Annotated in this window: 16 protein-coding genes; 8 read left to right on the top strand and 8 right to left on the bottom strand. The window is 62.2% G+C overall.

Annotated features, from left to right (window positions below):
* The first annotated feature begins 12 nt into the window (after positions 1–12).
* Positions 13–1,587: a sensor histidine kinase gene (locus NKI61_RS30290; RefSeq protein ID WP_502899947.1), complete on the top strand. Its 1,575-nt coding sequence runs from the start codon at positions 13–15 to the stop codon at positions 1,585–1,587.
* Positions 1,588–1,644: 57 nt separating this feature from the next.
* Here the strand turns inward: NKI61_RS30290 and NKI61_RS30295 are convergent, their stop codons facing one another.
* The 3 genes from NKI61_RS30295 to NKI61_RS30305 form a co-directional block, all read right to left on the bottom strand.
* The gene (locus NKI61_RS30295) at positions 1,645–2,106 is read right to left on the bottom strand and encodes a hypothetical protein (protein WP_023806538.1); all 462 of its coding nucleotides are present in this window, start codon (positions 2,104–2,106) and stop codon (positions 1,645–1,647) included.
* 11 nt (positions 2,107–2,117) lie between these two features.
* On the bottom strand, positions 2,118–2,444 hold the full coding sequence (locus NKI61_RS30300; protein WP_023670092.1) for an ElaB/YgaM/YqjD family protein: 327 nt from the start codon (positions 2,442–2,444) through the stop codon (positions 2,118–2,120).
* A 124-nt stretch (positions 2,445–2,568) separates the two neighbouring features.
* Positions 2,569–3,330: a Crp/Fnr family transcriptional regulator gene (locus NKI61_RS30305; protein WP_023670093.1), complete on the bottom strand. Its 762-nt coding sequence runs from the start codon at positions 3,328–3,330 to the stop codon at positions 2,569–2,571.
* Positions 3,331–3,669: 339 nt separating this feature from the next.
* Here NKI61_RS30305 and NKI61_RS30310 point away from each other — a divergent pair, with 339 nt between their 5' ends.
* Positions 3,670–3,987: a response regulator gene (locus NKI61_RS30310; protein ID WP_050485906.1), complete on the top strand. Its 318-nt coding sequence runs from the start codon at positions 3,670–3,672 to the stop codon at positions 3,985–3,987.
* A gap of 56 nt (positions 3,988–4,043) precedes the next feature.
* On the opposite strand, the gene NKI61_RS30315 is transcribed toward NKI61_RS30310, so the two are convergent.
* Both NKI61_RS30315 and NKI61_RS30320 read right to left on the bottom strand, forming a co-directional pair.
* Positions 4,044–4,595 (bottom strand): sigma-70 family RNA polymerase sigma factor, encoded by a 552-nt coding sequence (locus NKI61_RS30315; protein ID WP_023670095.1) that lies wholly within the window; start codon positions 4,593–4,595, stop codon positions 4,044–4,046.
* A gap of 3 nt (positions 4,596–4,598) precedes the next feature.
* On the bottom strand, positions 4,599–4,793 hold the full coding sequence (locus NKI61_RS30320; protein ID WP_027050766.1) for a NepR family anti-sigma factor: 195 nt from the start codon (positions 4,791–4,793) through the stop codon (positions 4,599–4,601).
* A gap of 221 nt (positions 4,794–5,014) precedes the next feature.
* Here NKI61_RS30320 and NKI61_RS30325 point away from each other — a divergent pair, with 221 nt between their 5' ends.
* The 6 genes from NKI61_RS30325 (at position 5,015) to NKI61_RS30350 (ending at position 8,494) form a co-directional block, all read left to right on the top strand.
* On the top strand, positions 5,015–5,809 hold the full coding sequence (locus tag NKI61_RS30325) for a response regulator (protein ID WP_023670097.1): 795 nt from the start codon (positions 5,015–5,017) through the stop codon (positions 5,807–5,809).
* A gap of 220 nt (positions 5,810–6,029) precedes the next feature.
* Positions 6,030–6,197 (top strand): DUF1328 domain-containing protein, encoded by a 168-nt coding sequence (locus NKI61_RS30330; protein ID WP_023670098.1) that lies wholly within the window; start codon positions 6,030–6,032, stop codon positions 6,195–6,197.
* A 163-nt stretch (positions 6,198–6,360) separates the two neighbouring features.
* Positions 6,361–7,395: a sensor histidine kinase gene (locus NKI61_RS30335; RefSeq protein ID WP_023670099.1), complete on the top strand. Its 1,035-nt coding sequence runs from the start codon at positions 6,361–6,363 to the stop codon at positions 7,393–7,395.
* A 129-nt stretch (positions 7,396–7,524) separates the two neighbouring features.
* Positions 7,525–7,701: a hypothetical protein gene (locus NKI61_RS30340; RefSeq protein ID WP_352514788.1), complete on the top strand. Its 177-nt coding sequence runs from the start codon at positions 7,525–7,527 to the stop codon at positions 7,699–7,701.
* Positions 7,702–7,842: 141 nt separating this feature from the next.
* Entirely contained in the window at positions 7,843–8,169 is a 327-nt protein-coding gene (locus NKI61_RS30345) for a hypothetical protein (RefSeq protein WP_352514789.1), read from the top strand.
* A gap of 82 nt (positions 8,170–8,251) precedes the next feature.
* Positions 8,252–8,494 (top strand): YMGG-like glycine zipper-containing protein, encoded by a 243-nt coding sequence (locus NKI61_RS30350; protein ID WP_023670102.1) that lies wholly within the window; start codon positions 8,252–8,254, stop codon positions 8,492–8,494.
* A gap of 39 nt (positions 8,495–8,533) precedes the next feature.
* On the opposite strand, the gene NKI61_RS30355 is transcribed toward NKI61_RS30350, so the two are convergent.
* The 3 genes from NKI61_RS30355 to NKI61_RS30365 all read right to left on the bottom strand — a co-directional run bounded on the left by NKI61_RS30355 (position 8,534) and on the right by NKI61_RS30365 (position 12,463).
* Entirely contained in the window at positions 8,534–10,180 is a 1,647-nt protein-coding gene (locus NKI61_RS30355) for a CHASE domain-containing protein (protein WP_352842062.1), read from the bottom strand.
* 156 nt (positions 10,181–10,336) lie between these two features.
* Complete coding sequence (locus NKI61_RS30360) at positions 10,337–11,134, bottom strand: ATP-binding cassette domain-containing protein (RefSeq protein WP_023683966.1); 798 nt, start codon at positions 11,132–11,134, stop codon at positions 10,337–10,339.
* Positions 11,135–11,146: 12 nt separating this feature from the next.
* Positions 11,147–12,463 carry a sugar ABC transporter permease gene (locus NKI61_RS30365; protein WP_023715018.1) on the bottom strand — a complete coding sequence of 439 codons (1,317 nt, stop codon included), beginning with the start codon at positions 12,461–12,463 and terminating at the stop codon, positions 11,147–11,149.
* Between the last annotated feature and the right edge of the window lie 101 nt (positions 12,464–12,564).

Here is a 12,564-nt window from a genome sequence, read left to right on the forward strand (position 1 = left end):
CCGCCGCGCGAGATGCGCGCCACCGCAGGTGGGGCCTGCAAGCGAGGGGGCTTGGTGGATAGCAAGGTGGCGAAGCAGGCTGGTTTGCCGGTTGAGGTCCGCCGCGCCGTAGCGGCGCCGGAGCGGGTTGCCGTACTGCATAGGCTTGACGCGATCGACACCGACTCCGATCCCGACTTCGATCGCATCACCGGCCTTGCCGCAGCCGTGATGCAGGCGCCGATCGCGCTCGTCACGCTGCTCGACACCGAACGACAGTGGTTCAAATCCTGTGTCGGCTTCAACGAGACCGAAACCGCGACCGACATATCGTTCTGCGCCCATACCATTGCCGCCGGCGGAGAGCCGATGGTGGTGCCGGATGCCAGCATCGACCCTCGCTTCTCCGGCAACCCGCTGGTCACCGGCGAACACCATGTCCGCTTTTATGTCGGCGCGCCGATGGTGGTCGCCGGCGCGCGCGTCGGCACGGTGTGCGTGCTCGACCGGGAGCCGCATGAATTTCCGTCCGCTGCCGCGCTCGATCATTTGAAATCGCTGGCCAGCCTCGCCGCCAGCCTGTTTACCCTCAAGGACGCCACCCGCAGCGGCGCCATTGCCACCGCTGCTTTGGCGCAGGAGGAAAAGCGCCGAGCCATAGCGCTCGACGCCGCCTCGCTCGCCAGTTGGGCCTGGGATATCCGCACCGACATGATCGAATGCGACGTGCGTTTGTCGGAGCTGTTCAACCTGCCCCGTTCGAACCGACTGCGGGCGCGCGACATTCTGGCCGCCATCGACCCGCCCGACGTCTACCAGACCGAGACGCGCTTTCGCGATGCCCTGACCGGCAGCGATGACTATTTCGGCGAATACCGGGTCAAAGGCTTCGATCCGCCGCGCTGGATAGTCACCCGCGGCCGCGTCATCGAGCGCGACGGCGAAGGCAAGCCGACGCTTATCTTTGGCGTCAACTACGACATCTCGGAACGCAAGCTCGGCGAGGACCGGCAAAGGCTGCTGCTGCGCGAGCTCAACCATCGGGTCAAGAACACGCTGGCGACGGTGCAGGCGCTGGCGACGCAGACCGTTCGCCACGCTCGCCGCCCAAGCGAATTCCTGGAAGCCTTCGGCGCCAGGCTGCAGGCGCTGGGCGCTGCCCATAACCTGCTGTCGGATCGCGAATGGCGCGGCATCGGTATTCGCGAACTGATGCAGATCGAGGTCAAGCCGTTCGATTCGGCAGAACGGCCGCGCATCGTGATCTCCGGTCCGGAGCTGCTGCTTTCGCCTGACCAGGCGGTGGGGCTCGGCCTGATCATGCACGAACTGGCCAGCAACGCGCTGCAATACGGATCGCTGTCGGTTGGCTCGGGGAAGGTCGATGTCGACTGGAAGGCGGCGGGCAAGAAAGGCGCGCGCCGCCTTGTGCTGACCTGGAGCGAAAGCGGCGGGCCGAAAGTCGACCCGCCGGAACGCCAGGGCTTCGGCTCTATCCTGATCCGCCGCAGCCTCGCCAAGGTTTTATCGAGCGAAGTGACCCACGAATTCCGCAGCGAAGGCGTGTTCGCCGAAATATCGATGCCGCTTGAAGATCTGCCGGCTTAAAGCAATTTCAGAAGTGCGAAGCGGTTTTCCCGGGAACAGCGTATCAGCGCGCGCGCTTTAGTCGGCTTCGCTGTCCGGATCGCCCCGGTCCGGCTTGACGTTCTCACGGTAGATGGCATAGGCCGCGAGCGCGATCATCGGGCCGAGAATGACGCCCTTCCCGCCTTTCCCCTTGAGCAAGGCCGGCAGCACGGCAAGCGCCGCGGTGATACCGAGCGCCTTCAGGTCGGCATTGCGCCTTCGCGCACGTCGGCGCGCACGCGTTCCAGCCGCAAGTTGATGAATGAGCACGATAAGCCCGGCCAGTACCAGGAAACCAGCCGCGAAGCCGAGACAGGCGGCCATCGAGCCATAACGGTCAGCCGCCCAGATGTAGGCCGCCCCCAGGAGAAACCCGAGGCCGCACAGGGCAGCGACGGCGGCGAACCCGTAGACGATTGCCGCCGTGCGCGCGCGGCGCATGGCGGCAATGGCTTCACCCGAGGCCAAGGCCGAGATAAGCGGTGCCAGCATGCCCATCTCTGTCGAAACTAGCGCCGGGCAAGAAGCGCAAACAGGAAGCCGACGCCGGCCGCGATCGCCAGTGAAGTAACTGGCTTCTCGCGCACATTGGCCGTGATCTGGGCCTCAAGATCCTTGGCGTTGCCACGCAGGCTGTCGAAGACGGCTTCACCCTGGGCGCGCAACTGGTCGACGCCTTCGGCAGCAGCGCGCCGCGCCGTGCCGTAACCATGTTCGCCGGTCTTGGCCAATTGCTTGGTCAACTTTTCGATATCCGCCTTCAACTGCCGAATGTCGGCTTCGAGGTCGGCGTTCGTCTGACTTTCGTTGGCGGTTTTTCCTGCGGCAGTTGCCATTCTAAACTCCTTGCGTTTGCTTGGCTTCAAACGCCCGACACACGTCATGGTTCCGAAATCGGATACCGTATCCATGAAAGGGTGTTTGCAAGTGCGAGTCCAGCCCCAGATGGAGGCCTGCCTGTCAGATCAGCGGCCGACGGCCTTCGCTTAGGCCCTCCCAGCGCGCGAGATCCTTCAGCCCCTCCCCGTCGATCACTTCGCAACCGCCGTCGCGCCAGGCGATCAGCTTGCGATCGATGAGCTTGCGGATCGTCTTGTTGGTGTGGACCAGCGACAGGCCGAGCGTATCGGCGACATGCTGCTGGGTAATCGGGATTTGCACCGGCGCCTTGCCGTTGAGCCCGACTGCCGCCGCGCGGCTGGCGATGAAGGCAATGAGATAGGCGGTGCGCTCGACCGCCGTACGCCGGCCGACGCTGAGCAGGTTCTCGTCCAGCATGCGCTCCTCGCGCGACGCCAGCCAGGTAATGTCGTAGGCAAGGCCCGGATGGTTGCGGTAGAGCTCGTGCAGGTTTTCACGCTCGAAGACGCACAACAGCATGGGAGACAGCGCCTCGACCGAGTGCTGCATTTCGCCCATCAGGCTGCCCTGCAGCCCGATAAGATCGCCGGGCATGGAGTAGTTCAGGATCTGGCGCCTGCCGTCCGACAACAGTTTGTAGCGGAAGGCCCAGCCCGAAAGCACGGTGTAGAGATGAGCACTTTGGCTGCCTTCGACCAGCACTGTGGCGCCCTTGTCGACGGCCAGTTCGCCCTTCTTGAACATGCTGACATAGGCAAGCTCCTGCTTCTCGAATTCCCGGAACACCGGCAATGGCCGAAGCGGGCAGATCTCGCATGGGTACTGACGGCTGGAAAACGAACGACCATTCTGGCCAGACATTTCGATCCCTCTTTCGAAAGTCTCTTGCCAGAGACTGAGTGCTACGCCTTTGCAAGGCCGCGGTTCCGCTGCCGATGGCATGTCTTTTTTAAATGACAGGATGGCAAATAGCGATCATGACTCGCTACACTCCACTGAGGCGAATTCGAAGCTCGCTTGTGGAGTAGAGCCGGTGGGCGAACTTTTCGGATTAAGGCCTGACCGATCCCCCAAGGTCCGCGATGCGGTTGACTGGAGTCACTGTACCCGATGCTGCAAGAATTGAGGAGAGATTGCCAAGTGCCGCCATTGCTTGAGGGATTGCGAATTCTTGTCTTGGAGGATGAATTCCTGATCGCCATGGATGTCGAGCAGCTTTGCCGCGACCATGGCGCGAACGACGTAGTGATTGCCCGCGCTCTGGCCGAGATCGATGAGCAGAAGGTCGTTGGCGAGTTCGACGCCGCTATCGTGGACCTCATGCTGGGCGGAACGTCCACACTCGATTTCGCCGCGCGGCTGCGCCAATCGGGCCTGCCGTTTGTCTTTGCCTCCGGCTATTCGGACCCCGATGAGATCAAAGGGTCTTTTCCCGGCATCCGCCTGGTCACCAAGCCTTATTCGGGGACCGATCTCGTCGAGGCTCTGGCGGCGGCCTGCGGCCGCGCGCCAGTCTGAGATATCTTCGATGGGTATGTGTAGAGAGCCCAGGCCCGCAAACGGGGCCTCCGCCGTCAGGCAGCGTTTGAACCCGTCACCTGGGACGAGATCGCGTCCGGCCCGTATTCGTCTTCGCCGGAGATTTTGAGGATCTCCTGCAACCGCGTGCGGGCCCGGCTGACCCGGCTTTTGATCGTTCCGACCGCACAGCCGCAGATTTCGGCGGCCTCTTCATAGGAAAAGCCTGAAGCGCCGATGAGGATGATGGCTTCGCGCTGGTCCTCGGGGAGTTGCTCGAGCGCGCCGCGGAAATCCTTGAGGTCAAGCTGGCCGTGCTGAGCCGGATGAACGGCAAGCCTGGCCGTCATGATGCCGTCGCTGTCCTGCACCTCGCGGCCGCGCTTGCGCATCTGGGAATAGAACTCGTTGCGCAGGATGGTGAACAGCCATGCCTTGAGATTGGTGCCGGGCTGAAAGCTCTCATGCTTGTCCCAAGCCTTGACCAGCGTCTCCTGCACGAGATCGTCGGCCTTGTCGGCATTCTGCGTCAGCGACACGGCAAAGGCCCGCAGGCTCGGGATCGAGCCGAGCAGGTCGGTCTTGAACCCTTGTGAGACAGCTGCCATGCCTCAGTCCTTCTTCTGTGCAGGTTCGGCCTTTTCCAGTTGGCTGAGCAACTGGGCAAAGCGATCCGGCACATTGTCCGAGACCAGCTCGTCATAATATTGTTTGAGTTTGCGGCCGATTTCCGAATTCGCCCCGAGCGGGTCGCCGGAATTGGCCCGGCGCCTGTCAGCGGCGCCAGCCAGCGTTTCTTTATTCATGTCCTTCACTTCGCCCTTAAATCCAGCGCCCCGAGCCGCCCCATTACACAACACAAAGCGGCCCCCTCGTCTGGTTGCCCATCGCACCACAAACGTCGCCCGTACGGTTTCGTTCCACAAGTCTCGGAACTTTTTCGCAAAACCGGCGTTTGGGTGTTGGGGCTTGCAATCAGCTTGACCTGCAATCTATGCAATCACGTCATCTGAGGGAGACGTCTACCATGAGCCTTTCCGCAACCATCGCTCCGCACCTGCCGTTCCTGCGCCGCTTTTCACGCGCCGTATCCGGATCGCAGGAGAGTGGCGATGCGCTGGTCGCCGCGATGCTCGAAGCCATCATCGCCGACGTCGACATCTTCCCGCAAGCGTCAAGCGACCGCATCGCGCTCTACAAGGTATTCGCCAAACTGTTCACCTCCATTGCCATCCGCGTTCCGCAGGAGCAGGCACAATCGGCATGGGAGCAGCGCGCCGCCGCCAATCTGAACGCCATTGCGCCACGGCCACGCCAGGCTTTCCTGCTGGTCGCGGTCGAAGGCTTCGGTGAAGACGAGGCAGCTGAAATTCTCGATGTCGACGCCAAGGAATTCTCCGAACTGCTTGCCCAGGCGAGCAATGAGATCTCTCGCCAGGTGGCGACCGATGTGCTGATCATCGAGGACGAGCCGCTGATCGCCATGGACATCGAGGAAATGGTCGAGAGCCTCGGCCACCACGTGGTCGGAACCGCGCGCACCCATACCGAGGCGGTGGCGATGTTCGGCAAGACAAGGCCGAAGATGGTGCTGGCTGACATTCAGCTTGCCGATGGCAGCTCGGGTATCGATGCGGTCAACGAAATCCTGTCGTCGACTTCGGTGCCGGTAATCTTCATCACCGCCTTCCCCGAACGTCTGCTGACCGGCGAGCGGCCTGAACCGGCCTTCCTCGTCACCAAGCCGTTCAATCCCGACATGGTAAAGGCGCTGATCAGCCAAGCGCTGTTCTTCGACCGGCAGGCCAAGGCCGCCGCGTGAAGTAGGGCCTTCAATCTCCAACTTTTCGCCGCCTCGCAGCGTTGGCGGCACTGGCGATCGCCTAACCCGGCGATCGGCGGCTGCCCGTCGCGCCGTATGGCGCTCACGCGCGCGAATCAATTCGCGTCCGGGCCTCTTCCAAAGACCTTCTTTTTCGGCAAATGGTGGAACAAACAGCAATCACTCACGTTCTTGATCCAGTATCGGAAGGAGACAGATCATGCTCTACTGGGCGCTCGTATTTCTCGTCGTGGCGATCATCGCCGGCGCGCTTGGTTTCGGCGGCATCGCCGGTACCTCGGCCGGTATCGCGCAAATATTGTTCTTCATCTTTCTCGCCTTCCTCGTCATCTCGCTTCTGGCCGGCCTGTTCAGACGGGCATCGTAGGAGCGGGCGAAGAACACTGGAAGCCGCACCCCTCAAACGGTTTCCAGCCACCGCCGGGCGATGTCCTCCAACGGGACATCGTCCGGCGGACCTTTTCTGGGGACCTACTCAGGAACTGAGTCCAAGTGAATCGTTCGGTCCTGATCAGGTGGACAGGTGATTGATGCGTTCCATTGGCGGAGGCGAGAGCGGACAGGGCGACGAGGTGATCGCACTGCACCCGGCTGAAAGCGGAATGCAGCTTGGCCGGGCCTTGCTTCACGCTCTGCACAATGCCGGCATTTCCGTCCTCTATCAGGATCGTGAATTGAAGACTGTATGGGCCCGCAACATGCGTGCGCCGTGGGTTTCCGACACAGCCGACAGCAACGGCGCGTTGCCACCGGCGCAAGCTGAGCAAATCGCCGCCGCCAAAAGCAATGTGATCGCTTCCGGCAATCCGGAACGCCTTGAACTGAGTGTTCCCACCGGTGATGGCATGCGCTGGTTCCAGGTATGGGTCGATGCCGATCGGGGCCATCGCGGCGACGTGCAGGGCGTCGTCACCACGATGGTGGAAACCACCGAGCAGAAACGCCGCGAACAGACGCTGAAGACGCTGTTGCGCGAAGTCAGCCACCGCTCCAAGAACCTGTTGGCCATCATCCAGAGTATTGCCACCCAGACCGGCCGCTATTCCGAGACACCCGACGATTTCCTGAAGCGCTTTCGCGGCCGCCTGCAGTCACTGGCTTCCTCCCAGGACCTGGTAACGTCGTCGAACTGGCGGGGTGCAGCACTTCGCGAGCTTATCCGCGGCCAGGTCGTTCGCTACGGCGCCGATCCCGCGCAGAGCCTGCGCTTCAATGGCGTCAACCCCTACCTCAATCCCAACGCGGCCATTCATATTGGACTGGCAATGCACGAACTCGCCGTCAATTCATTCAGCTACGGCGCCCTGGCGCGGCCGGACGGCTTTGTCGAGGTAACCGCCGATCTGTCGAACGTCGCAGAGGCCGCAGACAAGCCGGCTTTGTCGCTGACCTGGGTCGAGGCCATTGTCGCCAATGATAACAGGCGCACCGAGAAACGCTTCGGCAGCGTTGCCCTCGAACGTGTCGTGCCGGCATCGCTGAACGGCACGGCGACGCTGGAGATCACCAGTGACCGCCTCGAATATCGCCTCGTCGTTCCGCACGGCAATTTCGAAACCGAATGAGCGGCGGGATTCCTTAACCGGCTGTTCACCATAAAATCCGATGCTGTGGTTCCCAGAGATTGCTGGATCTTGACCGATTCAACCGATGTTTCGGCCGCAGCCTGCAACGCGAGTATGGGAGGAATGATCATGACGGTTGCCGATATGAACAGGCTGGAGCAGGCCGCCCGGGTGTCGATGAGCGGCTTTCAGGATCCTGACGCTTCAGCCTCGCCTTTGCAGCACGCCTGGCATCCCTTGCTTCGCGTCACCGCTGTCGCGCTCGTCGCCGCTGTTGTGCTGATCGTGGCGTCGCAATTGGTCTGAGCCAGATGCTCAGGTTCACGCTGCTCCCAAGCAGCCTGGCTCAGAAACTGTCCAGCTCGTAGCCGACGAATTATTAACGCCCTTTCGGCACAGGAACTTTGACGGCTGTGGACCGTTCTTATGGCGAGAGGACGTGTCGCCGTGGAACACATCGCCGCTTTGCTTTTGGTAATTGGCTGTTCGAACAACATGACCGAATGCCGTGAACTGCCGGTGCCGGTCAGTGTTTTCGAAACCGCCGAAGCATGCACGGCAGAACGTCCATTCGCTGCCGGCGACGTGCAGGGTCAGGCCGAGCACGTCGTTGCCAAATGTCTTAGGGTCGACCCCGCGCTGGAAGATGATTACGACCAGATCGTCTGGAACGTGCGCCCGGACGGCACCCTCGACGCGTCTTTGCAGATTTCCAGTGTCGTGGTCGCATCGAACGCCACGCGCCGCGAAAAAGACTCTCTTAGCCAACAATAAGATCGAGCGGGCAAAGGCTGCTGTTTCGTGCTAAATAGCGGCTGGAGCTTACTAAAGTGAGGACAAAGTGAGGAGAGATTCTATGCGGAAATTGATTATTGCCATGGTTGCGGTGGTCGCCGTCAGCGGCTGCAGCACGACCGAGCAGGATGTCGGCGTCGGCGCCGGTGTCGGTGCTTTGGCCGGCGGACTGATCGGCGGCGGCAAGGGTGCGCTGATCGGCGCAGCCGTTGGCGCCGGTTCCGGTCTGCTGGTGCGCAACCTGCGCAACGGCTATTGCCAGTATCGCGACAATCGCGGCCGGCTCTACACCGCTCGCTGCTGATCCGCTTCAAAAGCGTCAGACAATCGAGACGGAGACCGGTCAGCCGGTCTCCGTTTGTTTGCCTGCATCAGGCGGCGGGATCTTGATTTCCACCGTAAGCCCATCGACGCGAAAATCTCGGGCAATCGTGCCGCGCAATTCGCGCGTGACATTGAGGTCGATCAGCTTGGTGCCGAAGCCGGTCTTCGCCGGCGCTTCGAGTTCCTTCTGCCCGGCCTCGCGCCAGTTCAGAACCAGCATCCGCTCGGACCCGCGCCCCTCGAACGACCAGTCGACCTTCAGCGCACCCACGGAATTGCCGGCCTCGCCATATTTCAGCGCATTCGTCGCCAGTTCGTGAAAGGTCAGGCCAAGCGCCTGCGTCGTCCTCTCGTCGAGCAGCACCTGAGGCCCTGACAATATCCCTTCCGGAAGCTCCTTGCCGAATACCTGGCCGAGCTCGATGCGCAGCAGGTCGCCAAGATCGGCCTTCTGCCAGCGCGAACGCGTCAGCATGTCCTGGGAAGCCGCCATTGCCTGCAGGCGGGCCGAAAAGGAAGTTGAGAACTCCTGCACGTCGGTTGCTTGCGCCGCCGTCTGGCGCGCAATCGCCAGCACCCGCGTGATCGAATTCTTGATTCGATGCTTCATCTCCTGCAGCATCAAATCCTTTTCGAGCAGGCTTTTTTCCGTCGTTTCATGCAGCAGCGACTTGGCGTCGTAGGCGCGCTCCTGGTAGCGGGCCACCAACGCTATGGCGCCGGCCAGAAGCAGGCCGAACAGCCCGAGCATGACCGGAATGGCGCGCGAGGACGGTTGCGAAAATGCGCTTGTCGGCCGAAACAGCACCGTCCACGGCCGACCGGCGACGATGATCTTGCGCGTCACCAACAGCCTGTCGCCAAAGCTCGCAACCGGCGGCGTTTCCGACTGGAACAGAAGATTGTCGGCGTCGGCCGTGCCGTCATAGACCGCGGTGTTGACCGGCAGCAAAGGCGTGCGGCTGAGCGCGGTCTGGAACAGGTCGCGGGCGCGGAAGGCCGCGTAGAGAAGGCCTGATGTCGATGATCTGGACGCATTGATACCATCCGGCGCGGTTTCGACATTGAGCCTGACGAAGACCAGGAAACCGGTAAAGGTCTGCGCCGCGCCAGTGTCCTGGCCGAGCTGGACCAGACCGCTTGCGTGCTGTGCGTCATCGGCCATCGCTTTTTCGATCGCCTCGCGCCGCACCGGCTCGGTGAACATGTCGTAGCCGATGGTGGATTCGTTGGCAGGGTCGAGCGGCTCGAACAGCACGACGGGCGTGCGCCATGGCTGTGTCGTGTCCGGATAGACCGTGTGGGCGGCGCCGCGGTCGCGCAACATCTCGCGCTCGACCGCCGCTTCGTCACCGGTCTTGGCCAGCCTGAGATAGCCGATGCCGCGCAGGCCGGCGAAATTGTTATCGACATCGAGGGCGCTGAAGAAGGCCTTGAATTCGCTACCTGAAATCTCGCCATTGCGGGCGTCGAACAGCGCCTGCGTCGAGCGCAGCAGTGACAGATGCAGATCGATACGGCTTTCGATGCGGTTGAGCGCGTCGTCGGCCGTCGCCTCGAACTTGATGCGCGCCGCTTCCTGGGTCGCGAAATAGGCGAAGCCCGCCATCGTCAGGCTGATCAGTGCAACGGCAATGAAGGCAAGGATCGGGAAAAACTTCTTCAACGCAGGCCCATGGACGGTTCGGGACCTTTATGGGCAAGTCGCCGCGGCAAGACAATGGCGCGGCCAAGCCATAATGACAGCTGGCATATCATGCATATTTAGCCGGCTTATCGATCTCGAGCATCAGTGAACATGACAGCTGACGATAGCGTGGTCTCAGGCCGCGATCTTCAGCGCACCCGGACCGGGAATGGCGCCGGGCGGGCACTTTCCCAGGATGATCATGCCGAGCACTTCGTCCTGCGTCACATCGGTGGTGAGCGCGGTGCCGACGACCTGGCCGTTCTTCATTACGCAGACCCGGTCGGCAAGCTCGAACACGTCGTGAATGTCGTGGCTGATCAGGAAAATGCCGATGCCGTCGGCCTTGAGCTGCTTGACCAGTTCGCCGACCTGCGCCGTCTCCTGCGGCCCAAGCGCGGCCGTCGGTTCGTCCATGATCAGGATGCGGGCGTTGAACAGGATGGCGCGTGCGATCGCCACCGACTGGCGCTGGCCGCCCGATAGCTTGATCACGGGCTCCTTGAAGCGCTGGAAGCGCGGATTGAGCCGGCCCATCACCTTGCGCGCCTCGGCCTCCATGGCGACATCGTCGAGTGTCCCCCACGCGGTCATCAGTTCGCGGCCGAGGAAGAGGTTGGCGGCAGCGTCGACATTGTCGGCCAGCGCAAGCGTCTGGTAGATCGTTTCGATGCCGTATTTCTTGGCGTCGCGCGGATTGGAGATCGAGGCCTCCTGGCCGTTGACCAAGATCTGGCCGGCATCGCGCTTGTAGGCGCCCGACAGGATCTTGATCAGCGTCGACTTACCGGCGCCGTTGTGGCCAAGCAGCGCCACCACTTCGCCCGGGAAAAGATCGATGGACGCATCGTCGACGGCGCGAATGCCACCGAACGCGATCGAGATGTTGCGCATGTCGATCAGTGGCGTACCGGTGGGAGCAGTTTTTTCCATAGTCGTTCCTCCCTAGACGCGCTTGCGGTAGACGGTGTCGAGCCAGACGGCGATGACCAGGACAGCGCCAACGACAATGCTCTGCAGCGGCGAGTCGATGCCGAGCAGCACCATGCCGGATTGCAGCGACTGCATCAGAAGCGCGCCGAGCATGGCGCCCATCACCGTTCCGGCGCCGCCCGCGAGCGACGTGCCGCCGATGACGGCGGCCGCGATCACCAAAAGCTCGTCCAGTGTGCCCAGCGCATTGGTTGACGCATTGAGACGGGCCGACGAGATCGCCGCGCTGATTGCAGCCAGCACACCCATGATCATGAACACCTTCATGGTCACCCAGCGCGTGTTGATGCCGGCGAGTTCCGCTGCCTCCGGATTGCCCCCGATGGCGAAGACATAGCGGCCGAAACGCGTGCGCTTGGTGATGAACGTCATGATGATGCCGGCAATCACCGCCATCAGCACCGGTATGGCGATGCCATGCGCGATGAACAGCCCGCCTTCGGGAACGGTGATGCCGTTCTGCTGTGCGTACTGGCGCACGATGCCGATCGGCCATGGATAGGAATTGGCGATCCACACGGCGCCGAGGATGGCCGCGCAAGCGACCACGCCAAGCAAGGTCTCGGCCCAGACGGGGCGCAGTGGAAAGCTGAAGCGCTTGCGCTGCGAGCGACCGTTGAGCAGCGCGAAGGCGACCGCCGCGCAGGCGACGATGCCGACGATCCAGCTGGCAGCGGCGCCAATCGAGCCGCGTGGTCCGCCGCCCATCAGCTGGAAGGTGGCGTCGAGTGGCGCGACCGTGCGCCCGCTGGTGATGAGCCATGCCATGCCGCGCCAGACCAGCAGGCCACCAAGCGTCACGATGAAGGCCGGAACCTGCATATAGGCGATGATGAAGCCCTGGAACGCGCCGATCAGCAGACCAAGCACCACGCCGGCGGCAAGCGCGACGATCCAGAGCCAGGGGTTTCCAAGCTGGAAGCCGATGATGCGAATCAGGAATTCGGCCTGTGCCACGCCCATGATCATGCCGATCACGCCTTCGACGGAGCCCACCGAAAGGTCGATGTTGCGCATAACGATGACCAATACCATGCCGGTCGCCATGATCGCGACGGAGGACGTCTGCACCGACAGGTTCCAAAGATTGCGCGGCGTCAGGAAAAGCCCGCCCGACAGGATATGTATGCCGACCCAGATGACCAGCAGCGCGCCGACCATGCCGAGCATGCGCGTGTCGAGCTCGGTCGCTTTCAGGAACCGGGCGACCGCGCCGAGTTCAGACGCTCGTGCCGTATCGGCCTGCGGATTTGAGGTCGTGTCGGTCATGATGTCCTCCAGCGGCTTGCCGTCTGGCGCGGATGCCGGACCACAGCCTAGAAGTTTGCCGCCGATGGCGGAAACACACAATTCTCGTAGAGAAAACGCCG

This window comes from Mesorhizobium sp. M0514, assembly GCF_040321145.1.
In the GTDB taxonomy this organism is placed as follows: domain Bacteria; phylum Pseudomonadota; class Alphaproteobacteria; order Rhizobiales; family Rhizobiaceae; genus Mesorhizobium.